The 25,327-nt window shown below is 58.6% G+C and carries 21 protein-coding genes; 2 read left to right on the top strand and 19 right to left on the bottom strand.

The window, feature by feature from the left end; genetic code table 11:
- Positions 1–108: 108 nt before the first annotated feature.
- The 19 genes from lpxC to ACEN2J_RS07325 all read right to left on the bottom strand — a co-directional run bounded on the left by lpxC (position 109) and on the right by ACEN2J_RS07325 (position 23,056).
- The gene (gene lpxC, locus ACEN2J_RS07415) at positions 109–1,029 is read right to left on the bottom strand and encodes a UDP-3-O-acyl-N-acetylglucosamine deacetylase (RefSeq protein WP_442104562.1); all 921 of its coding nucleotides are present in this window, start codon (positions 1,027–1,029) and stop codon (positions 109–111) included.
- A 256-nt stretch (positions 1,030–1,285) separates the two neighbouring features.
- Positions 1,286–2,926: a cell division protein FtsZ gene (ftsZ, locus tag ACEN2J_RS07410; protein WP_442104560.1), complete on the bottom strand. Its 1,641-nt coding sequence runs from the start codon at positions 2,924–2,926 to the stop codon at positions 1,286–1,288.
- Between the two features lie 181 nt (positions 2,927–3,107).
- Complete coding sequence (ftsA, locus tag ACEN2J_RS07405) at positions 3,108–4,442, bottom strand: cell division protein FtsA (protein ID WP_442104558.1); 1,335 nt, start codon at positions 4,440–4,442, stop codon at positions 3,108–3,110.
- A complete protein-coding gene (locus ACEN2J_RS07400) occupies positions 4,439–5,371 on the bottom strand; it encodes a cell division protein FtsQ/DivIB (RefSeq protein WP_442104556.1) in 933 nt (310 codons plus the stop codon). Before ACEN2J_RS07400 ends, ftsA begins: the two co-directional genes overlap by 4 nt.
- Positions 5,359–6,237: a D-alanine--D-alanine ligase gene (locus ACEN2J_RS07395; RefSeq protein WP_442104555.1), complete on the bottom strand. Its 879-nt coding sequence runs from the start codon at positions 6,235–6,237 to the stop codon at positions 5,359–5,361. The genes ACEN2J_RS07400 and ACEN2J_RS07395 overlap by 13 nt, the downstream gene beginning before the upstream one ends.
- A gap of 80 nt (positions 6,238–6,317) precedes the next feature.
- Entirely contained in the window at positions 6,318–7,259 is a 942-nt protein-coding gene (gene murB, locus ACEN2J_RS07390) for a UDP-N-acetylmuramate dehydrogenase (RefSeq protein ID WP_442104553.1), read from the bottom strand.
- Between the two features lie 101 nt (positions 7,260–7,360).
- Entirely contained in the window at positions 7,361–7,618 is a 258-nt protein-coding gene (locus tag ACEN2J_RS07385) for a DUF2484 family protein (protein ID WP_442104551.1), read from the bottom strand.
- Positions 7,615–9,057 (bottom strand): UDP-N-acetylmuramate--L-alanine ligase, encoded by a 1,443-nt coding sequence (gene murC, locus ACEN2J_RS07380; protein WP_442104549.1) that lies wholly within the window; start codon positions 9,055–9,057, stop codon positions 7,615–7,617. Before murC ends, ACEN2J_RS07385 begins: the two co-directional genes overlap by 4 nt.
- Positions 9,054–10,148, bottom strand: coding sequence for a UDP-N-acetylglucosamine--N-acetylmuramyl-(pentapeptide) pyrophosphoryl-undecaprenol N-acetylglucosamine transferase (locus ACEN2J_RS07375; protein ID WP_442104547.1), 1,095 nt, complete (start codon positions 10,146–10,148; stop codon positions 9,054–9,056). The genes murC and ACEN2J_RS07375 overlap by 4 nt, the downstream gene beginning before the upstream one ends.
- On the bottom strand, positions 10,148–11,314 hold the full coding sequence (locus tag ACEN2J_RS07370) for a peptidoglycan glycosyltransferase FtsW (RefSeq protein WP_442104546.1): 1,167 nt from the start codon (positions 11,312–11,314) through the stop codon (positions 10,148–10,150). Before ACEN2J_RS07370 ends, ACEN2J_RS07375 begins: the two co-directional genes overlap by 1 nt.
- A 222-nt stretch (positions 11,315–11,536) precedes the next feature.
- Entirely contained in the window at positions 11,537–12,940 is a 1,404-nt protein-coding gene (gene murD, locus ACEN2J_RS07365; RefSeq protein WP_442104545.1) for a UDP-N-acetylmuramoyl-L-alanine--D-glutamate ligase, read from the bottom strand.
- Between the two features lie 313 nt (positions 12,941–13,253).
- A complete protein-coding gene (mraY, locus tag ACEN2J_RS07360; RefSeq protein ID WP_442104543.1) occupies positions 13,254–14,336 on the bottom strand; it encodes a phospho-N-acetylmuramoyl-pentapeptide-transferase in 1,083 nt (360 codons plus the stop codon).
- Positions 14,337–15,797: a UDP-N-acetylmuramoyl-tripeptide--D-alanyl-D-alanine ligase gene (locus tag ACEN2J_RS07355; RefSeq protein WP_442104542.1), complete on the bottom strand. Its 1,461-nt coding sequence runs from the start codon at positions 15,795–15,797 to the stop codon at positions 14,337–14,339.
- Between the two features lie 130 nt (positions 15,798–15,927).
- Positions 15,928–17,400, bottom strand: a complete 1,473-nt coding sequence (locus ACEN2J_RS07350) for a UDP-N-acetylmuramoyl-L-alanyl-D-glutamate--2,6-diaminopimelate ligase (RefSeq protein WP_442104540.1) — start codon at positions 17,398–17,400, stop codon at positions 15,928–15,930.
- Between the two features lie 22 nt (positions 17,401–17,422).
- On the bottom strand, positions 17,423–19,207 hold the full coding sequence (locus ACEN2J_RS07345) for a peptidoglycan D,D-transpeptidase FtsI family protein (RefSeq protein WP_442104539.1): 1,785 nt from the start codon (positions 19,205–19,207) through the stop codon (positions 17,423–17,425).
- Positions 19,204–19,635 carry a cell division protein FtsL gene (gene ftsL / locus ACEN2J_RS07340; RefSeq protein WP_442104537.1) on the bottom strand — a complete coding sequence of 144 codons (432 nt, stop codon included), beginning with the start codon at positions 19,633–19,635 and terminating at the stop codon, positions 19,204–19,206. The genes ACEN2J_RS07345 and ftsL overlap by 4 nt, the downstream gene beginning before the upstream one ends.
- Entirely contained in the window at positions 19,635–20,663 is a 1,029-nt protein-coding gene (rsmH, locus tag ACEN2J_RS07335; protein ID WP_442104536.1) for a 16S rRNA (cytosine(1402)-N(4))-methyltransferase RsmH, read from the bottom strand. Before rsmH ends, ftsL begins: the two co-directional genes overlap by 1 nt.
- A 3-nt stretch (positions 20,664–20,666) precedes the next feature.
- Positions 20,667–21,179 (bottom strand): division/cell wall cluster transcriptional repressor MraZ, encoded by a 513-nt coding sequence (locus tag ACEN2J_RS07330; protein ID WP_442104535.1) that lies wholly within the window; start codon positions 21,177–21,179, stop codon positions 20,667–20,669.
- Positions 21,180–21,988: 809 nt separating this feature from the next.
- Entirely contained in the window at positions 21,989–23,056 is a 1,068-nt protein-coding gene (locus ACEN2J_RS07325; RefSeq protein WP_442104533.1) for an Mrp/NBP35 family ATP-binding protein, read from the bottom strand.
- Between the two features lie 249 nt (positions 23,057–23,305).
- Here ACEN2J_RS07325 and ACEN2J_RS07320 point away from each other — a divergent pair, with 249 nt between their 5' ends.
- Together ACEN2J_RS07320 and ACEN2J_RS07315 are read left to right on the top strand one after the other, a co-directional pair.
- Entirely contained in the window at positions 23,306–23,527 is a 222-nt protein-coding gene (locus ACEN2J_RS07320) for a DUF1127 domain-containing protein (protein ID WP_442104532.1), read from the top strand.
- Between the two features lie 610 nt (positions 23,528–24,137).
- Complete coding sequence (locus tag ACEN2J_RS07315) at positions 24,138–25,289, top strand: benzoate/H(+) symporter BenE family transporter (protein ID WP_442104530.1); 1,152 nt, start codon at positions 24,138–24,140, stop codon at positions 25,287–25,289.
- Positions 25,290–25,327: the final 38 nt, after the last annotated feature.

Here is a 25,327-nt window from a genome sequence, read left to right as displayed (position 1 = left end):
GCCTACCCCATATTCCTGCAAATTCCGACCACTTCGGGACGGGTTTTATATGTCCTAGCACAGAATAATCTGGTGCGCAAAACGCCTTTCACCCTTTTTTGGGGATGCTTAGCAATGAACGGGGATATCTGAGCGTAAAACGCCCATACCCGGAAGTTTTTGGCCGGTTGGCACGCCACATTCCACGAATTCCCACGCATCAGGGCGCGCAAACAGCGCACGCAACAGACGGTTTGTCATCGCATGGCCTGCGCGTTGCCCTGTATAGCGGCCAAGAATCGGCCCACCAGCCAAGGCAAGATCGCCCAAAGCGTCCAGCATCTTGTGGCGCACGGGTTCATCGGCATAACGCAAACCGCCCGGTGACAGCACGAGATCGCCGTGAAACACCACCGCGTTTTCCAAATTTCCGCCCAAGGCAAGGCCATTGGCGCGCATTGCATCAACATCTGCTTGGCGGCAAAAGGTGCGGCTATCACACAGCTCACGCACAAAAGCGCCGTTTGACATATTAAGCGACTTTTCTTGATGGCCGATGGCTGCATCTTCAAAGTCGATACAAAAGTCGATTTCCAACATCTCGGACGGCTCTAACCGTGCAACGGCTTCACCCTCACGCACTTCAACGGCTTTTAGAATCCGGATCGCCTGAACGGCAACATTTTGCGTGCGGATGCCTTTGGCCAGCAATCCCGCTACGAAAGGCTGCGCCGAACCGTCAAGGATAGGAACCTCTGGGCCATCAATTTCAATAAGGGCGTTATGCACACCGCAGCCTGCTAGCGCCGCCATAATATGCTCGATAGTCGAAACGCTGTGGCCCGCGTCATTTTTGACCAAAGTGCACAGGCGCGACGGCACGACCGCATCCCAACGCGCGGCAATCATCGGATCGCCAGCGTCTACATCAATACGCCGAAACCAAATGCCGTAATCCGCCGACGCAGGTTTCACCACCATCCGCACAGGCTTGCCGCTATGCAGCCCGGTGCCCACGAAAATCGCATCAGACTTAAGTGTGTGTTGCATGGTTTTACCTCAGGTCGTTTCATTTGTGTCATTGACCGTCACGCGCACAACAGGCCGATGGCCGTTAAAATCAATGCGCGTTTTCGGTATATTTTAAATAGTCGTATCCCGTGCCAGCGACAACTCACGCTTTGTGACCTTGTGTTACAAATAGAAACCTTGTCTACAAAAGACCGCATACACCCGCGCAACACGTTGTTTATTAATACAAAAAGACCCGCCAAGGCGGGCCTTTCCGTCGATACATTTGAACAGATCAGTTGGCTTGACGGCGCAAAAATGCCGGGATCTCAATGCGTTCTTGATCAGCATTCATTTCATGCTCGTCGTCATAGGCATTCAGGTGCGGCTGTTGACGCGCAACTTGTGGCTGCCCAGCCGGACGCTCGGGATGGCCTTCGCCGTGGCCAGCCATGCGGTTAATCAACGAGCCGATGCCGAAACGAGGGCGCGGTGCCTCGGCCGAGACGGGCTGACGTGATGCCGGATGTGGTGCATGTTTGGCAGCCGGGCGCTGCTGCTGCGATGGCGACTTGGATACAGCAGCCTGCAAACGGGCCAAGGCTTCGGGCGAAGGTGTGCCCGTTGCGCGTGGGCGTGGAGCCACAAATTCGGAAGCATCCGAATCCAGCGGGGCAGTCATAGCGCGGGGCTGCGGGGCTGGCTGAGGGCGATAGGCTGGCGGCGGCAAGTCATCTGCCGCAATAACCTCTTCTTCGTATTCCGCTGCCATCGGGCGATCAAACAAACTCGGCGCAGGTTCAGCGTGAACTGGTGCCGGACGCTGCTGCGGTGCGGCTTGGGTCATCGCGGCAGGTTTTGCAACAGGGCGCGGCGCCTCAACAACAGGTTCAGGCGCAACAAAATTTGTGTTTGGCAAAGGCTTTGCCATAGAACGGCGCACAACAGGGCTTTCATGCGCGGACACTGCGGCATCAATACCAGTCGCCACAACCGAAACCCGCAAGCGGCCTTCCATCGAGGTATCCAGCGTCGAGCCGACGATGATATTCGCATCCGGATCAACTTTTTCGCGGATAATATTCGCGGCCTCATCAAGTTCAAACAGCGTCAGATCATAGCCGCCGGTGATGTTGATCAACACGCCCTTAGCGCCGTGCAGGCTGATTTCATCCAACAGCGGGTTGGCGATAGCTTTTTCTGCGGCTTCAACGGCGCGGTTTTCGCCCTCGGCTTCGCCTGTGCCCATCATCGCCTTGCCCATTTCGTCCATCACGGCGCGAACATCGGCAAAGTCAAGGTTGATAAGGCCGGGACGAACCATAAGGTCGGTCACACCTTTAACACCTTGGTACAGCACATCATCGGCCATAGCGAAGGCTTCGGTAAAGGTCGTGCGCTCATTCGCCAAGCGGAACAGGTTCTGATTTGGAATGATGATCAGCGTATCGACAACTTTTTGCAGCGCTTCAATGCCCTCTTCGGCTTGGCGCATCCGTTTGTTGCCCTCAAACTGGAAAGGCTTGGTGACAACACCAACTGTCAAAACACCCAATTCACGCGCGGCTTGCGCAATGATTGGCGCCGCACCCGTACCGGTGCCGCCGCCCATACCCGCAGTGATAAAGCACATGTGTGCGCCAGCGAGGTGGTCGACGATTTCTTCAATGGTTTCTTCGGCAGCGGCGGCCCCAACGGACGGGCGCGCACCGGCCCCCAAACCTTCGGTGACCTTAAGGCCCATCTGAATGGTGGCATTGGCACGGCTTTGCTGCAACGCCTGCGCATCCGTGTTCGCAACAACAAACTCAACACCTTCAAGCTGCTGGTCGATCATGTTGTTAACCGCGTTACCGCCAGCGCCACCGACGCCGAACACGGTGATCCGTGGCTTCAGTTCTTCACGTTGCGAAGTCATCATCAGATTAAGTGTCATTGCCAATCCGCCTGCCTAAAAGTGTCCCTGCGCCTTAAGATGGCGCTTTCAGTACCGCTATTTCATAAATCTTATCCACAACCAACCCAAAGGTCACGAAAAAAACATGCTCGCACCACAAAATATGGGCGAAATCGTGCCGTTTTTCACGCTATTTCGTTAACATATGTGGATATTGTGGTTACCAGTTGTCTTTGAACCATTTCATCGCACGTTTAAGTGACCGTGCGGGATAACGTTCTGTTGGAATATCGAAATCCCACCATTCGTCTTGCGGGTTCGCCGCAAACAGGCACAGACCAACGGCGGATGAAAACGCAGGGCCGGTCGCGGCTTGTGGCAAGCCCTGAACCCGCAACGGACGGCCAAGCCGGACCCGTTGACCAAGGATGCGCGCGGCCAAACCGTCCAGCCCCGGAATTTGGCTTGCGCCACCGGTCAGAACGATTTGTTGGCTTGGCAAATGGTCAAAGCCTGCCGCATCAAGACGGGCGCGGGCCTCTTCCAAAATCTCTTCGACACGTGGGCGCATGATGCCGATAACCTCGGTCCGGCTCACCTGCCTGCGGTCTTTTTCCCAATCGCCACTGTCGCCACCAATCTCGATCATCTCGCGGTCATCCATGCCGGTCGCATGCACACCGCCAAACTTGGTTTTAATCCGCTCGGCGGTGGTCAAAGGCACTTGCAGACCTTTGGAAATATCGGATGTCACATGATCGCCGCCCATACGCACGCTATCGGCATAGATCATGTGCTTTTTCATAAACACCGAAATACCGGTCGACCCGCCCCCCAGATCGATGCAGGCAGCTCCCAGCTCTTGCTCGTCCTCAACCAGCGATGAGATGCCCGACACATAGGCCGAGGACGCCATACCAGCCAGTTCAAGGTCACAGCGTTTCAAGCAATAGATCAGGTTTTGGACCACAGCGGCATCGACCGTCATCATGTGCAGATCACATGACAAACGGTTGCCGATTTGACCGCGCGGATCGCCCAAGCCCGACCGATGATCCAGCGCAAAGTTCACGGGCTGGGCGTGCAGCACCTCGCGCCCCTCGCCCACATCCGGCACTTCGCAAGAGGCCAGAACCTGCGCCACGTCTTGCTCGCTGACCACACTGTCTTGCAGCTCCCAGTCGCCCGCAAGGCCATAGCTGCGCGGCTCGGCGCCCGAAAAACACGCGATCACATGGTCAACCCGCACGCCTGCCATTTTCTGCGCCGATTGCACGGCGGTACGAATGGCACGCTCGGTTTCATTCATCACCGAAATCTCGCCCAGCCGCACACCGCGCGACCGCGTTGTCGCAGCCCCGATGACGCGGAAAGACGACTGGCCCGCCATCGAGCCGACGCCTTCAACCTCCCGCCCGCCTGACGCGTCTTCCAGCCGCAAAATCAGACATCCGACCTTGCTAGACCCAATATCCAAAATCGCGATAACCCCGCGCTGCATGGCAGCCTTGCGAATGTTGCGCATAGCACGCTGGGTTTGATAGAGATCCTTCATAGGTCGCTCTCCGCAGGGATAATGCCGCGCGCGCGGCGCATTTCGGCTAATGAATAAGGGGCAAGGCGCAGCGAGGGGCGGCGTTGCAAACGAAGGTCAATGGCCACAACATCGCGGGCCAACAGGTCTTGTGCCTGATCCAAGGCGATAAGGCGTTCCAGTGCGACAACCGGCTGATCGACGGGCAGTAAAATCCGTTGGTTGCGGTCTAGGATCACATCCCAGCGCCGCTCGCCCATCCGCACCACCCCGCGCAAACGCGGCAAAAGTGGCCCGATCGAGGTAATAATTTGATGGGCCTCGTCAATCGCTTTATCGGCACCCTCGCCCGCGATCAGTGGCAAATCGCTGCGATCGTTGCGATCTGTAAGTTCAGCAACCCGCATGCCCGTGTTATCGACCAACCAAGTGCCTGCCGCATTGCGCCAAACATATGCGGGCTCGCGTTCCTGAATGGTAACCTGCAAAACGCCGCCGGTTTGAACCTGCACATTTACATCGGCCACCGCCGTCAACAGCGCGATTTTGGCGCGCGCCGCTTCAAGATCCAGATCAAGCGAACTTTGCGGCAAGGGCAGTGCAAGCGTTGTGCGTATCGCCTCGGCCAAATCTGGTGATGCACCATCAATTGCCAAGAGGTTGACCATAAACTCAGGGCGGTTTTTCACCGTCTCGCGCAGATTGGTGTAAACCGATGCAATGCTTTCGCGCCGCCCTTCGTCGGCCAAATACAGACCAAAACCAAAGGTCAGGACAAAGGCAGGCAAGCCCACACGCAGCGCGGTGCGCACGAAAGGCGTTAACCAAAGGCGTTGCAGCCGATACGCAATGCGGCTTGGCGCGGGGTCACGGCGGGGCGCGTTTTGACGCGGAGCCGCGTGGCGGGGGGCATATTTTGGGTCATGGCGCGTGGCGGTTAGCGGTCGCATGAGGCATCCTCTACAATCCAGCGACACAGATCCGGAAATGACATCCCCATTGCCGCCGCCTGTTCGGGCGCAAGCGAGGTTGGCGTCATACCCGGCTGAGTGTTGGTTTCAAGAATAATCAGACCATCAAGGCCGCGCGCTGCATCCCAACGAAAATCGGTGCGCGACAGGCCACGGCAACCCAACGCCTTATGCGCTTGCAACGCAAGCTCTTGGCAAGCCTTGAAAATATCCGCCGGAATATCAGCAGGCACCACATGGCGCGACCCACCGACCGAGTATTTGGCGTGGTAATCATACCAGCCGTCCACGATAATATCGGTCACGGTCAGCGCGCGGTCGCCCAAAACGGTTGTCGTCAACTCACGCCCTGGCGCATAGGTTTCAACCATCACCACATCAGGCATATCAGCCGACAGCTGGGGCGGCGCATTTGCCGCGTCATGCACGATATAAACGCCGACCGAAGACCCCTCGTTATTCGGTTTCACAACATAGGGCGGCGGCAGAATATGGCCCGCGCAAACATCGGATTTTGCAGCCAAAACGCTGGCAACAACCGGCAACCCCGCCGCGCGAAACGCCGCTTTGGATTTTTCTTTGTCCATCGCCAAAGCCGAGGCCAGAACGCCCGAATGGGTGTAGGGAATGCGCATCCATTCCAGCAGGCCCTGAACACAGCCATCCTCGCCCCGGCGACCATGCAGGGCGTTAAACACAACATCGGGTTTGATTTCGCCTAAACGTGCGCAAAGGTCTGGTCCGGCATCAACCGAAACCACCTGAAACCCCGCCTCCGTCAGAGCCGCCGCGCATTCGCGCCCAGAGGATAAAGACACCTCCCGCTCAGCGGAGGGTCCACCCATCAATACGACTACCTTGGAGGCTGCCTTGCTCGACATGCCAACCATATTTACTGCCTCAAGGCCTTTTGCGGCCAATATTATTATTTTTCAGCAAGTCTTTCGCCGACCCGCTTGATTTCCCACTCTAACGTGATCTTGCTGTGTTCGAAAACCCTATTTCGTACCTCTTCGCCCAATTCTTCTAAATCTGCGGCTGTTGCGCCACCATTGTTAATCAGAAAGTTGGAATGCATCGGGCTCATCTGTGCACCTCCACGGGTTGCACCGCGCATTCCGGCCTCATCGATCACCTTCCAAGCCTTCAATTCCTGGCTGTCATCGGCCCGCCCTGTGGACGAAAAGCCCGCCGGATTGCGAAAGGTAGAGCCTGCACTGCGGTCGCGCGTCGGCTGACTGGCATCACGTTTGGCAATTTGGTCGGTCATTTTATCATGCAAAGCCTGCGGGTTACCATACGGCGCGCGGAAGGTGGCCGAAAGGATGATCGTATCTTCGGGTAGGTTGGATTGGCGGTATTGCAAGTCAAGCACTGCGGCAGGTAGCGTTTCCATGCGCCCCTCGCGGGTAACGACCTGAATTTCCTCTAAAACATCGGCCACATACTGGCCATAGCAGCCCGCGTTCATCCGCACAGCCCCGCCAACAGCCCCCGGAATGGTGCGCAAAAACGTCAGGTCCAACCCCGCATCGGCAGCTTTGCGGGCGACATGGCTGTCCAGCGCCGCCGCCCCTGCCGTTACCCGACCGTTATCAATTTCAATGCCGTTAAACCCGCGCCCAAGCCGCACTACAACGGCACGCAGCCCGCCATCGCGCACGATCAGGTTAGAGCCGACACCCATCGGGAACACGGCCACGGACGGGTCGAGTGCGGCTAGAAAATCGGCCAAATCGTAGGCATCGGCGGGCTGAAACAGCCAATCAGCGGGGCCGCCAACACGCAGCCACGTCAGATCCGCCAAAACACGGTTTTGGGTTAACGTGCCACGCACGGCGGGCATTTCGGGGTGGGAATGGGGCATATTTTGGGTCATGCCCGCTTGGTAACGCCAGCGCTTGATTTGGGCAAGTGTTTCAAACCGCGCGCAACATAAGACCGGCAAAAAACGCCAGTCAAACCCACCTATTCGGCAGGGTTGACCGTCTTTGTCTTTAGCCAACGCCAGAAATACACCAGCGGCCAGCGCAGCACGGACGCGCCCATCGCAAAAATAATCAGCCCGACAACTGGCCCATTGGCCCAAGTAACCCAGCCCAAAATCGGTATGCCCACCGCGATCAGCGCATAAGCGGCGCGCCAATGGTAATCGCGGCTCGGGAAAAATCCGGTCAGATTGGCGACAACCAGCCAGACCAATGCTGCCGTCAGGGCCGAGCTCACGCCACGCCCCCGCTGACATCTGGCCTTTCAAGGAGCGCAGGCAGATTGTTGGCCCAGGTGGAAATGGTACCCGCACCAAGGCACACAACCATATCCCCCGGCCGCGCCTGTTCGCGCACAAGGCGTACAAGATCGCCCTCATCCATAATCGCGCGGGCGTGGCGGTGGCCGTGGGCAATAAGCCCTGCAACCAGATCATCGCGCGAAGCACCGGGGATAGGATCTTCGCCCGCACCGTAAACTTCGGAAATCGCGACGACATCAGCCTCATTAAAGCAGGTGCAGAAGTCATCCATCAAGGTGGACAGGCGCGAATAGCGGTGCGGTTGATGCACGGCAATGACGCGGCCTTTGGTGGCTTGGCGCGCGGCGCGCAAAACGGCTGCAATTTCAACAGGGTGGTGGCCGTAATCGTCAATGATCGTCACGCCATTCACCACACCCACGCGGGTAAAGCGGCGGTTCACGCCGCCAAAACCGGCCAGCGCCTCGCGGATTTCAGATTTTTTCATACCAAGGAAACGGCAAACCGCAATCGCCGACAACGCGTTCGACACGTTATGATCGCCGGGCATCGGCAAGGTGCAGCCCTCAATCACCACGGGGTTACCGTTTTCGTCAGGGCTTTCGCCTTGTAGCGCTACGTCAAAATGCGCCACGCCATCCTCATACGTCAGGTTGATCGCCCGCACATCGGCCTGCGCATTGAACCCAAAGGTCACAACGCGGCGATCAGTGATTTTACCGACCAAGGTTTGCACTTCGGGGTGGTCAGTGCAGCACACAGCAAGTCCGTAAAACGGGATGTTCGACACAAAATCAAGGAAGCCTTTGCGCAGCGCGTCGAAATTGTGCCAATGCTCCATATGCTCGGGGTCGATGTTGGTGACAATCGCAATCGTCGCGGGCAAACGGTTGAACGAGCCATCGGACTCGTCCGCCTCAACCACCATCCATTCGCCCGCACCCGCGCGGGCGTTAGAGCCGTAAGCGTGAATAACACCGCCGTTAATCACAGTCGGGTCAAACCCGCCTTTATCCATCAACGTAGCAACCATCGTCGTGGTGGTGGTCTTGCCATGCGTGCCGCCAATCGCGATGTTTGACCGCATGCGCATCAGCTCGGCCAACATCTCGGCGCGGCGCACCACGGGCAGTCCCTTGCGGCGGGCCTCTTCCAGCTCGGGGTTACCCTTTTTGATCGCGGTAGACACCACGACCACCGCTGCCTCGCCAATATTCTCGGCGCTTTGGCCTTCAAAAATTTTGGCCCCCAACTCGGCCAAACGATCGGTGATTTTCGACGTTTTAGCATCCGACCCCTGAACGCGGTAACCCAGCGTCATCAGCACCTCGGCAATGCCCGACATACCAATGCCACCAATCCCGACAAAGTGGATCGGCCCAAGTTCAACAGGCAGTTTGGTGACGGAATTCATAGCGGGGCCCTTTCTGTCAGGCTTTCGACAAGTTCAACAAGACGGTCGGTTGCATCGGCACGCCCATGAGCCACGGCATTGCGTGACATGGTCATGGCGGCCTGCGGGTTTTCGAGAATGGCGGCCAAATGCGTGGTCAGGGTTGCCGCATCCAATGCGTTTTCAGGGATCAACACCGCAGCCTCACCTTCCACCAACCCGCGCGCGTTCGCGGTTTGATGGTCCCCCGTGGCAGCCGCATAGGGGATTAAAATCGACGGCCGCCCGATCACCGAAATATCGGCAACCGAAGACGCACCGGACCGCGAAATGACCAGCTGCGCCTCGGACAGGCGGCGCGGAATGTCGGTAAAAAAGGACTGCACGTCAGCGCTCATTCCGGCGACGTCATAGGCCTCGATCACACGGTCAAGGTCCTCGGCACGGGCCTGATGCGCAACCCGCAAATTCTTGCGCAATGCCTCAGGCAAGGCGGCCACTGCCGCAGGCACCACATCCGACAAAATCCGCGCGCCTTGGCTGCCACCGATCACCACCAAAGACATCGGGTAATCGCCGGGCGGAATATAGCCCGCACCGGCCCGCTCTAAAACGGCCGCACGCACAGGGTTGCCGGTATAGGTCCCTGTCACGCCTTCGGGCAATGTGGTCGGCCACGTCCCACAAGCCACCGCCATCACGCGGGCCGCAAAAATCTGGTTCACACGGCCCAAAACGCCGTTTTGTTCGTGTATCATGCGCGGCCGCCGCAACACCGTCGCCGCCGCCAGTGCCGGAATAGACGGATAGCCGCCAAACCCCACTACAACGGCGGGCTTGTCACGCAACATGCCCCATGTGGCCGCCAGAATACCGCCGGCAATGCGAAGCGGCACCATCGCTTTGGCCAACAGGCCGCCACGCGCAAACGTGGCCGAGGCAACCTCTTCAATCACCACCTCACGCGGAAAACCACCCGCATAGCGCGCACCACGCCCATCCGTTGACAGCTTAACCCGCCAGCCCCGTGCAACCATCGCCTCGGCCAAGGCTTGCGCAGGAAACATATGCCCACCTGTACCGCCCGCCGCGATCAGCAACAGCGGCGCCATCAGCGGCCCCGCCGAAACATGATTTCACCGATTTGCCCCTGCGGGCGCGTGCGCGTCAACGCCAGCAACATTCCCAGCGTGATCCCCGCCGCAATCACCGAAGACCCGCCATAGCTGACAAACGGCAAGGTCATGCCCTTTGATGGCAAAAGCCGCACCGCCACACCCATATTCACCATGGCTTGCACAGCGAAAATACACGCCAGCCCTGCCCCCGCCATCCGGATAAACGGATCACGTTCGCGCATCAACCGAAACAACGACCGCACAACGATCGTGGTATAGAGCGCGATGACACACAGCACCAAAAGCAGGCCATATTCTTCGGCCGCAACGGCGATGATGAAATCGGTATGCGCATCAGGCAATGACCATTTCACCTGCCCCTCCCCCACGCCGACGCCAAAAAATCCGCCCTCTTGGATGGCATTGGTGGCATAGCCGATCTGGGTACGCGGGTCGATATCAGGCGACAAAAAGCCGTTGATTCGGCGGGCAAAGTGCTCGGACGCGCTATAGGCAAACATCGCGCCCGCCCCCACCAGCCCCAAAACCGACGCAATCAAAACCATCGGCGCACCAGCGATAAAATACACTACCGACCAGCCAAAAATGATCAACGCGGCTTGGCCGAAATCGGGCTGCAAAGCCAGCAGTAAAACCACAATAAACGTGATAAGAAACGACATCGACTTGCCACGCGGCCCGTTTATTTCCTGCGCTGCGGCCATCAACCACGCGGTCAACACGATAAAGCCGGGCTTTAGAAACTCGGAAGGCTGTACACTGGCAAAGCCAAAGCTGATCCAACGCACGGCCCCTTTGCCAAAATCGGTGCCAATCGCGGGCAACATTGCAATCGCCGCAAAGGCCGCCAAAAACCCGATCACGCCAAGACGCCGCACCATTGCCGGCGGCATCATGGAAATCCCCAGCATCACCGCCAAGCCGATTGTGCCAAAAAACGCCTGACGCTTTACATAGTAAAACGCATCCAGCCCGTTGCGCTGCGCAAGCGGCACCGAGGCCGCAAGCCCCAGCAATATGCCTACACCAAACAGCGCAAAGACGGCGGCCAAAGACCACCGATCAATACTGCGCCACCAACGAGGAAAAACCGGCTCCACTACCCTTTCGGGCATGGAACCATAGACCATCTCAGTCATGGGATTACCGCCTGATTTGCCTGTATACTGCCTAAACGCCCGGATGTTCCCCCGGATCGAAGATAAACTGTAGCAACGATCGCGCGCCGTGGCTAGGGAAAAGGGCAAAATCAATCGCCAAACCCCCGGCTTTTTTAGCCGTGCCGCGCTTTCTTTTCGGTAAAAATATCCTCAGGGGGGAATTCGCCTTTAGGCGAAGGGGGGCGCGAGCGCCCCCGCCCTTTAAGCCCCCAGCAAAGCCTGTACTCTTGCCGTAAAATCCTCACCGCGTTTTTCAAAATTCGGATATTGGTCAAAACTCGCCGCCGCAGGCGCAAGCAAAACCACCTCGCCTGCCTCGGCCTCGGCCGCAGCGCGGGCCACCGCCTGCTCCATCGTTTCGCAAATCTCATGCGGCGTGTCGCCCAGTTCCAGCGCGAAATCACGGGCGGAATGGCCGATCAGATAGGCTTTGGAAACCGCGCCCAAATACGGAACCAAACCGCTTATCCCGCCATCCTTACCCAGTCCGCCCGCGATCCAGCGGATGCGCGGAAAGGCTTGCAGCGCTTTGGCGGCACTGTCGACATTGGTCGCCTTGCTGTCATTGATAAAGCGCACCCCATCCTTTTCACCCACCAACTGGCTGCGATGCGGCAGGCCTGCAAAACTGTGCAGCGCTTGCTCAATCACTTTTGGTCCGATCCCAAGGCTGCGCGTTGCGGCATAGGCGGCGCAGGCGTTTTGGTGGTTATGTGCGCCCGGCAAGCCCGGAACGTTGCGCAGGTCAAGCGAGGCCACCTGACGCCCTTTGCGCCACTCGCTCAGAAACCCTTTGCGCGCGAAAACCGACCAGCCAAAGCCTTCCAGTTTTTGCCCCGAGGAAATACGGATCACCCGATCATCCTGCGCGCCCTCGGCCATTTGGTTGGCCAGATAAGCCCCCTCCACCTCATCCACGCCAATCACGGCACGGTCGGGGCCACCCTCGGCAAACAGGCGGCGCTTAGCGGCAAAATAACCGCCCATGCCGCCGTGACGGTCAAGATGGTCCGGCGAAAGATTCGTGAAAACCGCAATATCAGGGGTCAGCGCGCGGGCAAGATCGGTTTGATAGCTGGACAGCTCTAGCACGACAACTTCGCCGTCGATCCCCGGATCAATATCCAGCACGCCACGGCCGATATTGCCCGCCATTTGGGTGGGGCGGCCTGCGACCTTCAGGATGTGATGGATCAAGGCGGTCGTGGTCGATTTACCGTTCGATCCGGTCACCGCAATCACGCGCGGTAACGTATCGAATCCGTCCCAATCTTGGGTCGCAAAGCTGCGGAAAAACAGACCGATATCATTATCAACCGGAACACCAGCCTGCAAGGCGGCGGCGATCACGCGGTTGGGGGTAGGATAAAGATGGGGAATGCCGGGCGACACGATCAGCGTGGTGATGTCGTCAAAGGCACCGTTGCGGGACAGATCGGTGCAGGTAAAGCCTTCGGCCTCAGCCTTTGCGCGGGATTCGGGGCTATCATCCCAGAGGATCGGCGTGGCCCCACCCGCCGTCAGAGCGCGGGCAGTTGCAAGGCCAGAGCGGCCGAGGCCGACAACAGCAACTTTTTGGCCTTGGAAACAAGAGACGGGAATCATGGCGCGGCCTTTCAAAACTTCTGTGCGCAGAATGGGGGGATGCGGGCCGGGCTGCAAGGGTGTGCGAGATGCGGCCAGCAAGCGATTTGGACGAGATCATTGATTTTGGGCCAATGGCTAGAAACAAATTCCGCCAGAATAGTCGCCCAACAATTTCAGCACCGATAGCCGGAGAGTTGGGGAGGTAAACCGCACCTGGCTGTAGAATAACACCCGAACCGTCCCAAGGGGGCGGTTCGGGCGCTGCCAAGTTCCCTTGGGACTTGGCAAGAAAGGTGTTTAAGCTGCTTGCCCGACGTCCTTGAGCGCGCCGTTACCGAAGCTTCAAAGTCGCCAAGCCGATCAGCGCGAGGATCAGCGAGATGATCCAGAAGCGGATCACGATTTGAGGTTCAGCCCAGCCTTTTTTCTCAAAATGGTGGTGAATTGGGGCCATCAGGAACACGCGACGACCGGTGCGTTTGAAATAGAGGACTTGAATGATGACCGACATTGCCTCAACCACGAACAGCCCGCCGACGATGGCAAGAACGATTTCATGTTTGGTGCAGACGGCGATCGCGCCCAAAGCGCCGCCCAAGGCGAGGCTGCCGGTATCGCCCATAAACACCGCAGCAGGGGGCGCGTTGTACCACAAGAAGCCGAGGCCGCCACCGAACAAAGCTGCGGTAAAGATGAGGAGTTCACCGGTGCCGGGAACAAAATGTACGCCGAGGTATTCAGTGTAATTATAGTTACCAACGATATAAGAGATGACGCCGAGGGTACCTGCAGCGATCATCACCGGCATGATGGCAAGGCCGTCGAGGCCGTCTGTCAGGTTCACCGCATTGGCGCTGCCGACGATCACGATCATCCCGAACGGCACGAAAAACCAGCCGAGGTTTAGCAGAGTATCCTTAAACACTGGCAAAGCAAGTTTGTAGGCAAGCGCGTCCGGATGGGCCCAAGCAGCGGCGGTACAGGCCGCGGCTGCAATGATAAGCCCAAGGATAAAGCGGATTTTAGACGATACGCCTTTGGTGTTTTGCTTGGACACTTTGGCATAGTCATCGGCGAAACCTATCAGGCCAAAGGCAAAAGTCACGCCGAGCACGATCCAGACATAGACGTTATCAAGCCGCGCCCAAAGCAGTGTGGAAAACAGCAGCGCCGAAAGGATCAGCAGACCGCCCATCGTGGGGGTACCGGCCTTGGCAAAATGGGTTTGCGGGCCGTCATCGCGGATTGGCTGGCCCTTGCCTTGGCGGCGGCGCAGCAGGTTGATAAGCGGGCGGCCAAAGATGAAACCAAAGATCAGCGCTGTGAAAAACGCCATACCTGCGCGGAAGGTGATGTAGCGAAACAAGTTAAATATGTCGCCGCCGTCTGAAAATTCCGTAAGCCAGTAAAGCATTCACTCGGTCCCTTGATGTGAGGGGGTCGGTTGCCCCAATTTGCGCAGGGCGTCAACCACTAGGCTGACTTTGATGCCCTTAGATCCCTTGACCAGCACGATATCGCCGGCATCCACGAGGTGCGAAGCCTTTGGCAGCAGCTCGGCAGCCGTTTCAACCCAGTGCCCCCGTTTGGATTTGGGCAAGGCACTGTGCAGCGCACGCATACGCGGACCGACACAATGCACCAGCGTGATATGGGCCAGTGCAGGGTGGGTGGCAATATCGGCATGCAGGGTGTCTTCGGTTGGCCCCAACTCCAGCATATCGCCCAGAATGGCGATGCGGCGGCCAATGCTGATACGGCCGACGCTATCGGTAGGCATGCAAGCGGCCAACAGGTCAAGGGCGGCGGCGGTAGAGGCAGGGTTTGCGTTGAAGGCGTCATCAATCAGGCCAAAGCTGTGACCTTCGATATCATCAAGCACAATGGTTTCGCGGGTGCCACGGCCAGCGGGCGGGGCCCAGCGGCCAAGGTCGGTTGTGGTGATCGCACGGTCAAAGCCGAGGGCATCCGAGGCAGCCAGCACCGCCAACGCATTGGCGGCGAAATGCTTGCCGGGGGTGGAAAGTTTGAACAGCATATCCTCACCCGCCTGACGCGCCCGAGCAATCGTGGCAAATTCAGTGATTTGCACGTCTGTTAGGCGATAGTCGGCCTGTGCGTAGCTGCCAAAAAGGACCGTGGTCACGCCAGCAAGCGAGGCTTTGGCGGTAAGGATCGGGGTGACGTCAAGGTCGGCGGGAAGGATGGCAGTGCCGCCTTCCTCTAACCCGTCAATGATCGCGGCTTTTTCAGCGGCGATGCCTGCGAGGTCAGAAAACGCCTCAAGATGCGCGGGGGCAACGGTGGTGATGATAACGATATGCGGGCATGCCATGCGGGCAAGCGGTGCGATTTCGCCAGGGTGGTTCATCCCGATTTCCAAAATCGCAAGGCCCGTACTTTCGGGCATACGGGCGAGCGTAAGCGGCACGCCCCAGTGATTGTTATAGCTGGCCTCGGCGGCGTGAACCTGCGTTTGGCCTGCAAAGGCTGCGCGCAGCATTTCCTTGGTCGAGGTTTTACCGACCGAGCCTGTGACGCCGATCACGCGGGCATTTGTGCGGGCGCGGGCCGCAATGCCCAATGCCTCAAGCCCTTTGAGGACATCAGGGACAAGGAGAAGCGGCGCATCTGCAGGCAGGCCTGCGGGGATGCGCGAGACGAGAGCAGCGGCCGCGCCTTTTTCCAAGGCGGCAGCCACAAAATCATGGCCATCGCGCACATCTGTAAGGGCGATGAAGAGGTCGCCTTTTTGCAGGGTGCGGGTGTCGATCGAGACGCCGGTGGCTTGCCAGTCAGTCGGGCATGTGCCGCCTGTGGCGGTGATGGCGTCTTGGGCAGTCCAGAGCGGGATCTTTGGCCAGAGCGGGGTCATCAGGTAGTCCTTTGGTGGATGGCGATTTGCTATGCGGCAAAGGCCGGGGGATTTCACATCCCCCGGACCCCCTGTGGGATATTTTTGAACAGATGATTTGGAAAGGGGGAAAGTCGTGACGTTGCGAACATCAGATCAGGCCGTCAAGGGCAGCGACGGCGATTGAGGCCTGCTCGGCATCGTCAAACGGATAGGTCTGGCCTTTGATGGTTTGGCCGGATTCGTGGCCTTTGCCAGCGATCAAAAGCGCATCACCCGGCCCCAAGGCATCAACGCCGCGCAAGATTGCCTCGGCGCGGTCACCGACCTCAGTCGCATTCGGGCAGGTTGCCAAAATGGCGGCGCGGATGGCGGCAGGATCTTCGGAGCGTGGATTGTCATCGGTTACAAACAGGATATCGGCATGCTCGGCGGCGGCCTGCCCCATCAGCGGGCGTTTGGTGGTGTCGCGGTCGCCCCCTGCCCCAAAGACCACCACAATGCGGCCCATAACATGCGGGCGCAGGGCCGTCAGGGCCGTTTGCAGGGCATCAGGCGTATGGGCGAAATCGACAAAAACGCTTGCACCGTTTTGGCGGGTCGCGGCAAGTTGCATCCGGCCACGCACACCAACCAGTTGCGGCAGGGTATTAAAGATTTGCGCCGGATCGTCGCCAGCGCCAATGGCGAGCCCTGCGGCCAGCATCACGTTTTCGGCCTGAAAGCCACCAATCAGCGAGAGGCGGATTTGATGCGCCTCGCCCAGCCATTCCAGCCGCAGATCTTGACCTGTGGCATCAAAGCGTTGACCAAGAATACGCAGATCGGCCCGCGCCGAGTGGCCCACACGCAGCACATCTTGGCCCCGATCTTCGGCCAAACGGGCCATGGTCTGGCCCTTTGGGTCATCGATATTTATCACGGCCACGCCATCTTCGGGCAAAAGACGGGTGAACAGGCCGGCTTTGGCGTCAAAATACGCCTCAAACGTGTGGTGATAATCAAGGTGATCTTGGGTGAAGTTGGTGAAACCCGCTGCGGCAAGGCGCACACCATCAAGGCGGCGCTGATCGAGGCCGTGCGAAGAGGCCTCCATCGCGGCGTGGGTGATGCCTGCGGCGGCGGCCTGCGACAGCATCCGGTGCAGGGTGATCGGTTCGGGCGTGGTGTGGGGCGATGGGGCGTGCCATGCGCCCTCAACCCCTGTGGTGCCGATGTTGATGGCGGCATGATCCAGCGCCATCCAGATTTGGCGGGTAAAGGTGGCTACGGATGTTTTGCCATTGGTGCCCGTGACCGCGACCATGGTTTCGGGCTGGGCGCCGAACCAAAGGGCAGCGGTATAGGCCAGCGCTTGGCGCGGGTCTTGCGCCACGATCAGCGCTGCGGGGGCAATATCGGCCTTGGCAAGGGCCGCACCTTCGGCATCGGTCAGGATGGCACTGGCCCCCCGCGCAACAGCGGCGCGGATATATTCGGCCCCGTGAATCACCGCGCCCGGCAAGGCGGCAAAGAGATTGCCCTGCTTCACCGCGCGACTATCAACGCAAAGCCCCGAAACCATAGGGTTTTCGCCATTGCGTGCCGTCAGGCCAAGATCGGAAAGTTTTCTGGCCTGCGTCATTTCTGCCCTCGGATGTCGGTTATTACTGCTGTGCTGATACCGCGTTTAGGGGGGTATATTCAATCTGTGGTCTGAGCCCAAGCAAAGGTGCAACACGGCGGATCACCTCGGCGGCCACAGGAACGGTTGTCCAACCGGCGGTGCGGCGTGGCTTTGGCCCGGTGTTTTCCGAGGCCTCGTCAAGGGTTACGACCAGCACATATTGGGGGTCGGACACAGGAAACATCGCCGCAAACGTGTTGATGTTTTTGTCTTTGTCATAGCCGCCGCCCGGTTTCACCTTATCGGCAGTGCCGGTTTTACCGCCGACCTCATAGCCTTCGACCTCGCCCAGCGACGCGGTGCCATTGGTCACAACACGGCGCAGCATTGAAGCGGCGATTTTGGCGGTTTTGGCCGATATAATGCGGGTGCCTTCGGGAATTTTGTCGCGCTTCAGCAAGGTTGGCGGCAGCAGCACACCGCCGTTGGCGATGGCGGAATACGCCACTGCAAGATGCATCGGGCTAACTGACATGCCGTGGCCGTAAGATGTTGTGATGGTAACGATATCGGACCAACGCTTGGGAATCAGCGGGCCAGAGCCAGGGGCCTCGATCAGCTCAATCGGAACCGGATCAAACAGCCCGAGTGACTTCAAGAACGCCTGCTGACGGTCGCCACCAACCATAAGCGCGATATGGGCGGTGCCAACGTTAGACGATTTTTCAATGACTTCGGTGACCGAGAGCAGTGGGCCATAGTTATGCCCTTCAAACTCGCCGATTTTAAAGCGGCCCCAGCGCATGGGCGCGTTGGCATCGACCATGGTGTCGGGGGTCACAAGGCCCAGCTCTAGCGCTTGTGAAACCGCAAAGATTTTCGCGGTAGAGCCAAGCTCGTACACCCCTTGCAGCGAGCGGTTGAAAAGCGGGCTGTCGCCGGGATCGCCTTTCAGCAACGGCGCGGGCCGGTCGTTGGGATCAAAATCAGGCAAGGACACCATAGAAATGATCTCGCCGGTGTGAACATCCATCAGCACGCCGGCAGCTCCTTTGGCGTTCATCATGGTCATGCCAGCATCCAGCACCTCGGCCATGGTGGATTGGATGGTCAGATCAATCGACAGGGCCATTGGCGTATCAGCCAATGCCGGATCACGCAGGCGCGCATCCATCGCGCGCTCAATCCCTGCGGTGCCGATCACCTCGGCCGAGTGAACCCCCTCGGCGCCAAAGGACGCGCCGCCAAGAACATGGGCGGCCAGAGCGCCATTGGGATAAAGCCGCATATCGCGCGGGCCAAACAACAGGCCAGGATCGCCGATATCATGCACAGCCTGCATTTGTTCGGGCGACAGCTTTTTGCGCAGCCACATGAACGAGCGGCCATCGGTAAAGCGCCGCTCCATATCCGCGGCCTTCATTTCGGGGAAAAGTTTTTCCAACTCGACCGCAACATGTTTGGGATCGACCATCTGTTTGGGATGGGCGTAAAGCGAAAAGGTGGAAAAATTGGTGGCCAGAATCCGGCCATTGCGGTCGGTAATATCGGCGCGGCGGCCACTGATTTCGGTGCCTGTACCGGCCGAACGCGGCTCTTCGGGGACCGAGGCGGCAAGCTGGCCCATGCGGGTGCCAACGACCAGAAAGGCGGCAAAAAATGCAACGCCCAGCAGCAAAAGCCTGCCTTCGGCGCGTGTTTGCGATCGCGCGCGGGTGTCTTCGCTGCGCAGACGGATGTTCTCACGTTCAATATGATCGGGGTTTTCACCGTTTTGACGTGCCGAAAGGATGCGGGCCAAGGGGCGCAGGGGGGTGCGGGTCATAGCGGTTCCTCCGATGTCGCGGTAGGCGGCTCGATATGGCCTTCGCCGTCATTGGTGCTGCCATTTTGCGAAGCGTCGCCCGCCCCATCCAACACGCCGACGGTATCAATCAGGCCACCCAGCTCAGGCGCCGCCACTGGGGGCAGCGGAAAGACGACGTGATCGACGCTGCTGAACTGGCCCGGCTCCATCGGCAACAGGCCGAGGCTATCAAAGTTCAGCGCCGCAAGGTCGCGCAGGCGTGACGGCCGGTTAAGGTAGGCCCATTCTGCGTTTTGCTGCGACAAAGCCTCACGCAGAGCTGCGATTTCGCGGTTCAGGTTTGACACATCCTTTAGCGCACGCTGCGTTGCATAGTTTTCTCGATACGCCCAAAACGAAAGCGACATCAGAACCAAAGCAGAAATGATAAACAGGAAGGGCCGCATTAACGATGTCCTTTTTTGGCAGATCTGGACTTGTAAGACGGGCTGGTGGGCAGCATCGGCACGCCCAAGGCCGCCGCATCTACGGGGCCTGCGGGGGCAGTGGTACGGCGCCCTACGCGCAGTTTGGACGACCGCGAACGCGGGTTTTGCGCAATTTCATCGGCATCGGGGGCAACGGCACCCTTGGTGACAAGGGTGAAACGCGCAGTATCCTCGGCACGTTCAGGGGCATAGCGATTGGCTTGTGCATCCTTGCCCGAACGGTTTTGAAAGAACCTTTTGACGATGCGGTCTTCAAGCGAATGAAAGGTAACCACGGCCAGCAACCCACCGGGCTTCAATGCGCGCTCGGCGGCCACAAGGCCCTCGATCAGCTCGTTAAATTCGGTGTTCACGGCGATACGAATGGCCTGAAAGCTGCGGGTGGCGGGGTGCGATTGGCCCGGTTTCGGGCGCGGCAAACAGCCTGCAACGATGGATGCCAGTTGCAGCGTTGTGGTGATGGGGGCCACGTCACGCGCAGCCACAATGGCGCGGGCAATCCGGCGCGAGGCGCGCTCTTCGCCGTAATGATATAAAATGTCGGCAAGGGTTTGTTCAGACGCCGCATTAACCAGATCGGCCGCGCTTTCACCGCTTTGCGCCATCCGCATATCCAAAGGCCCGTCCTTGGCAAAGGAAAAGCCCCGCGCGGCCTGATCAAGCTGCATCGACGACACCCCAAGATCAAGGACGATGCCGTCAAGCGGCTGATCTGCATGCGTGTCCAGATCCGAGAAGTTGCCCGCAACAAGGCGCAGGCGGTTGCCGTATTCAGGCGCCCAAGCCGCAGCCATTTCCAGCGCAAGGGGGTCGCGGTCAACGCCGGTCACGCTTTCGGCCCCGGCCTCTAGCAAGGCCCGCGTATAGCCGCCTGCCCCGAACGTCCCATCCAGCCAATGGCCAGACACAGGACCAACTGCATCCAGAATCGGGCCGATCAATACCGGGATATGCGGGCGACCTGATGTGGGATCGCTGTGCTCCAAGGCCTATACCCCCGGAGCAACGCCGCTGAGCAGCGACAAAACATCCATGCCCTCGGGCAATTCATCTTCCTCGTCGTCGTCGAGGCTGCCATTGACGGCGTCATAGGTAGCCCCCTTCCAGATCTGAAAGCGGTCAAGCGTACCTGCAAAGGCGGTTTCATCGCCTTCGGTAAATTCGATTTTGTCGCGCACCTTTTGCGGCAACACGATGCGGCCGTTTTCATCAATCTCAATGGTCAATGAACGGGTAATCAAGTCGCGCTCGGCGATTCTGCGGGATTTGGAGCCGATGGGCAGCGCGCGCACCTGTGCGGAAATCGCATCAGCGGCCTCTATGGTATAGCATTCGACGAACTGGCGGCTGCGGCCACCGTAAACCATGACAATGCGGGTGCGGGATGTATCAGAGCTGGACGGATCACCGGCATCAAGGACACGGCGAAAAGCCGCAGGGATGGAGACCCGCGCCTTGCTATCTACCTTTTGGTAGTATTCGCCTCTGAAGTCGTCCGACACGGTATATTCGTCCCTTTGCGCCCTTTTGTGTTTCGCCGCCCGAGGGGCCGCTTAAAACCTTATCCGCAAAACGGATGGTAACTTTTGGTGCCCGCAAAACGGGCGATCCGTAACTGCGCCCGCAAAACGGACAACGGCGGATTGAGCTGCTGCCACTGCCCAATCCGCCGCCCTGTCCCGTCTCCGGGGTCTACCGACTGCGCGCGCCACCTGGGGGGATGTCTGCTCGCTCGCGCGCCGGATTCTTATATTTCGTCGGAAGCAAAAAGAGCGGTTGCCTGTATGAGCCTGCTAATTTCGCCTTTTCGGGATCTTTTATCGTCCCTTTTTTGTCTTGCCCGTCTTCCGCTTCCGTGAATCATGTTTGCCATGGGATTACGTGGGACACAATGGTTTTTTTTGGGCAAATGGGGGCAGATATTGTTTTTCGCATCCGCCGCAAACAGCATCTAGTGGTCAAAATGGACGATTTCCATCTAATTGTATTGTAAGCCTGCAAATCAGACACCATATATAGAGACATAAAGGCCTGCCCAGATAATCCCAAAAAAGCCCATTTTTTTCCGGGCTGAGATAACTTTGTAACCTCTGCCGACCAGATATGGGGCTTTGCGGGCTGATATTCTAGGAAAATTCCATGAAATGATCGCGATTCACGCCTAAGTGATTCGCGAAAAGCCGCACCAGCCCATGCCATTCCCAAGAAATCCCACACGCAGGGCCATGAAATCCCATCCCTACCCCCACCAACGCAAAAGGCCGCCCCTTTTCTATCAAGGGCGGCCCTGCATGACGTGGCATAAAGGGCGTTAGGCCATGCCACCAGCCACCAATCGCGCAGCAAGCTGGGCATAGGCCTGTGCGGCAGGCCCATCACCCAAAGCAATCGGCGCACCCGCATCCCCCGCAACACGGGTCTCCAGCTCTAGCGGCAACTCACCAAGGAAGGGCACGCCGATCTTGGCAGCCTCCAGCGCCACACCACCGTGACCGAACAAATGCGCCTCATGCCCGCAATTGGGGCAGTGATAAGTCGACATGTTTTCGATAAGGCCCAACACCGGCGTTTTCAGCTTGGCAAACATATCCAGTGCGCGGCGGGCATCCAGCATCGCCACATCTTGCGGGGTCGATACCACTATAGCGCCAGTCAGCTGCGTACGCTGGCACAGAGTAAGCTGAATATCACCCGTGCCCGGCGGCAGGTCTATGATAAGGACATCAAGCTTGCCCCACTCTACCTGCGTCAGCAGTTGTTGCAGCGCGCCCATGATCATCGGGCCACGCCAAACCACCGCATCCCCGTCATTCAGCATCAGCCCCATAGACATAACAGTAACGCCATGCGCCTGTAGCGGGATGATGGTTTTGCCATCGGGCGAGGCAGGGCGTTTGCTGACGCCCATCATACGCGGCTGGCTGGGGCCATATATATCGGCATCCAGCAGACCAACCCGCCTGCCCTGTTTCGCCAAAGCCACCGCAAGATTGGACGAGACCGTCGACTTGCCCACTCCGCCCTTGCCAGACCCTACAGCTATAATACGGTCAATACCGCTGATCGGCGCAGGGCCGCCTTGTTGCGGTGTGGGATGCTGGCCGATTTTCAGGCTGGGCGGCTTGGCAGCAGGGCCGTGGGCCGTCATCACAACTTGCACAGCTGAGACACCAGGCAGGGCGCGCAAGGCAGCCTCGGCCTGCGCCTGCACGGGGGCAAGGGCGCGGGCATGATCAGGGGTTTCAGCCTCAATGACAAAGCGAATGGAATCACCGTCTATCGCCAATGCCCGAATCAAATCGCGCGACACAAGGGTGCCACCATCAGGCAAGACAACCCCCGCCAGCACTGCCATCACTTCATCTTTGGTTAACGCCATTCTTCATTCTCCGTCCAGAATACACGCATAAGGCGCTAATTTGCGGGGAAAGGGCAAGGGCGCGTTGACCAAATGCTAAAAAATAAGGCGAAGTGCCTGTTTCCCTTAGGTAAATTAAGCATTTTTGCCATTCCATTTCCGCATAGCTGCATTGCAGCATTGGATGGTTGTGCAAGTGCAGCAATTGCCCCATCTTAGGTTCAACAGCGCAACAACTGGCGCTAAGCAAACTGAAAGACGAGGCATACAATGGCTTATATGAACACAACATCCGCTGCCAACTTTGGCCTGATGGACCGCGTTTCTGGCGCCATCAAATCGGCAAAAGAAGCGCTGCAAAAGCGTCGGGTTTACAACCAAACGGTTTCCGAGCTGCGCGCCCTGTCGACCCGTGAATTGAATGATCTGGGCATTTCGCGCTCGATGATCACCCGGATCGCTCTTGAAGCGGCTTACGGCAAGAATATCTAATCTGCAACGGCCCTATCCTCCTCCCTGGGCCTGATGCGTAAACGGCGACACACTCCTCCCTCCCTCGTGTCGCCGTCCTTTATACGGAAAGCTTTGGTTTTCCAGACTTTCATCCGGCTCTCTCCTCCTCCCTGAGCCGTTTGAGACAGGCAGCGGTCCCTATCCTCCTCCCGGGGGCCGCTGCACAAAGTTTCGGGTGCTGGTCTGCGTGATCACCCCACATGCGACACACGGCGCTCTCCTCCTCCCTGCGCCGGGTGGCAGTCGCAGCGGTCCCTATCCTCCTCCCGGGAGCCGCTGCACAAAGTTTCGGGTGCTGGTCTTTGTGATCACCCCACATGCGACACACGGCGCTCTCCTCCTCCCTGCGCCGGGTGGCAGTCGCAGCGGTCCCTATCCTCCTCCCGGGGGCCGCTGCACAAAGTTTCGGGTGCTGGTCTTTGTGATCACCCCACATCAGACGCCCGGCTCCTTCCTCCCTCTGAGTCAGGGCGACATGGAACGGCGGCACTCTCTCCTCCTCCCTGAGTGCCGCCGCTTTCCTTTTTCAGCTTGCAGCTTGGTATTATGGCGGGGATAACCTGCATAATTGCGCTTGGCGAAAGGCAGAATGATGCGTCTCTCTATGGTTTCATCGGCGCTTGTCGCAGCGTTGGTCGGATACGGCAGCACAATCGCCTTGCTACTGGCAGCAGCGGCGGCGCTGGGGGCAACCCCTGCACAAAGCGCATCTTGGGTGTTTGCGATCTGCATCGCCAAAGGCATAACCAGCGGATTTCTTAGCTTTTATACGCGGGTGCCGGTGGTACTGGCATGGTCCACCCCCGGCTTGGCCCTTATTGCGGCAAGCCAAGGCATCACCATGCCCGAGGCCGTGGGCGCATTTCTTCTGGCCGCAGGGTTGGTTGTGCTAACCGGCGCATGGGGGCCATTGGGCCGCTTGGTACAGCGTATTCCAGACGGGATTGCCGCAGGGATGCTCGCGGGCGTTTTGCTGCCGTTTTGCTTGCCACTCACCCACGCGATTGAGGGCATTCCGCTGCTCGTGCTGCCAATGGTTGCCATCTTTGCGCTGGTGCGGCTGAAAAACCCGGCTTTTGCTGTGCTGGCGGCCTTGGTGACGGGGGTAGGTCTGGCGTTCATCCTAGGCTTGGCAGAACTACCGCTGCTAACGCTTGGCTTGCCGCAACCGACCCTCATTCTGCCAACACTTCGGCCTTCGGTTCTGGTTGGCCTCGGCGTGCCGCTGTATCTGGTGACAATGGCTTCCCAAAACCTGCCCGGCTTTGCGGTCATGCGGGCGGCGGGCTACACGCCCCCTGTGCGCTCCGGCCTGCTTGGCACAGGAATCGCATCACTGGTCTCGGCCCTGTTCGGCGCGTCAACCATCAGTATGGCAGCTATCACGGCAGCAATCTGCATGGGTGAAGATACCCACCCCGACCGCACACAACGCTGGCAAGTGGGCTTGGTCTATGGCGGCGTGTGGTTATTGCTGGGGCTATTCAGCCCGCTGATCATTCCGGTGCTTGGCGTCCTGCCGCCCCCGCTCATCGCAGCTTTGGTTGGCTTGGCGCTGCTTGGGCCGTTAATGGGGGCTACCACAGGGGCCTTTTCACATCCTGATCAACGCTTTTCCGGGCTGGTCACACTGGTCACTACCGCGTCATCCGTATCTTTCTTTGGCGTCGGCGCCGCTTTTTGGGGCCTGCTTGCAGGGCTAACCATTTATGCCATGGAACAATTTGTAAAAAGGGGATGACCCCCGATTTCATCTTGGTCCAAATACCTTATGCCACC

Source organism: Pseudorhodobacter sp. W20_MBD10_FR17, from assembly GCF_052119765.1.
Lineage (GTDB): Bacteria > Pseudomonadota > Alphaproteobacteria > Rhodobacterales > Rhodobacteraceae > Pseudorhodobacter.
This window is presented reverse-complemented; position numbering and strand designations above follow the sequence as displayed.

Excerpts from the sequence above, each read along its gene's own strand:
- lpxC (WP_442104562.1), bottom strand. The coding sequence starts at position 1,029 with ATGCAACACACACTTAAGTCTGATGCGATTTTCGTGGGCACCGGGCTG.
- ftsZ (WP_442104560.1), bottom strand. The coding sequence starts at position 2,926 with ATGACACTTAATCTGATGATGACTTCGCAACGTGAAGAACTGAAGCCA.
- ftsA (WP_442104558.1), bottom strand. The coding sequence starts at position 4,442 with ATGAAGGATCTCTATCAAACCCAGCGTGCTATGCGCAACATTCGCAAG.
- ACEN2J_RS07400 (WP_442104556.1), bottom strand. The coding sequence starts at position 5,371 with ATGCGACCGCTAACCGCCACGCGCCATGACCCAAAATATGCCCCCCGC.
- ACEN2J_RS07395 (WP_442104555.1), bottom strand. The coding sequence starts at position 6,237 with ATGGGTGGACCCTCCGCTGAGCGGGAGGTGTCTTTATCCTCTGGGCGC.
- murB (WP_442104553.1), bottom strand. The coding sequence starts at position 7,259 with ATGCCCCATTCCCACCCCGAAATGCCCGCCGTGCGTGGCACGTTAACC.
- murC (WP_442104549.1), bottom strand. The coding sequence starts at position 9,057 with ATGAATTCCGTCACCAAACTGCCTGTTGAACTTGGGCCGATCCACTTT.
- ACEN2J_RS07375 (WP_442104547.1), bottom strand. The coding sequence starts at position 10,148 with ATGGCGCCGCTGTTGCTGATCGCGGCGGGCGGTACAGGTGGGCATATG.
- ACEN2J_RS07370 (WP_442104546.1), bottom strand. The coding sequence starts at position 11,314 with ATGACTGAGATGGTCTATGGTTCCATGCCCGAAAGGGTAGTGGAGCCG.
- murD (WP_442104545.1), bottom strand. The coding sequence starts at position 12,940 with ATGATTCCCGTCTCTTGTTTCCAAGGCCAAAAAGTTGCTGTTGTCGGC.
- mraY (WP_442104543.1), bottom strand. The coding sequence starts at position 14,336 with ATGCTTTACTGGCTTACGGAATTTTCAGACGGCGGCGACATATTTAAC.
- ACEN2J_RS07355 (WP_442104542.1), bottom strand. The coding sequence starts at position 15,797 with ATGACCCCGCTCTGGCCAAAGATCCCGCTCTGGACTGCCCAAGACGCC.
- ACEN2J_RS07350 (WP_442104540.1), bottom strand. The coding sequence starts at position 17,400 with ATGACGCAGGCCAGAAAACTTTCCGATCTTGGCCTGACGGCACGCAAT.
- ACEN2J_RS07345 (WP_442104539.1), bottom strand. The coding sequence starts at position 19,207 with ATGACCCGCACCCCCCTGCGCCCCTTGGCCCGCATCCTTTCGGCACGT.
- ftsL (WP_442104537.1), bottom strand. The coding sequence starts at position 19,635 with ATGCGGCCCTTCCTGTTTATCATTTCTGCTTTGGTTCTGATGTCGCTT.
- ACEN2J_RS07325 (WP_442104533.1), bottom strand. The coding sequence starts at position 23,056 with ATGGCGTTAACCAAAGATGAAGTGATGGCAGTGCTGGCGGGGGTTGTC.
- ACEN2J_RS07320 (WP_442104532.1), top strand. The coding sequence starts at position 23,306 with ATGGCTTATATGAACACAACATCCGCTGCCAACTTTGGCCTGATGGAC.
- ACEN2J_RS07315 (WP_442104530.1), top strand. The coding sequence starts at position 24,138 with ATGATGCGTCTCTCTATGGTTTCATCGGCGCTTGTCGCAGCGTTGGTC.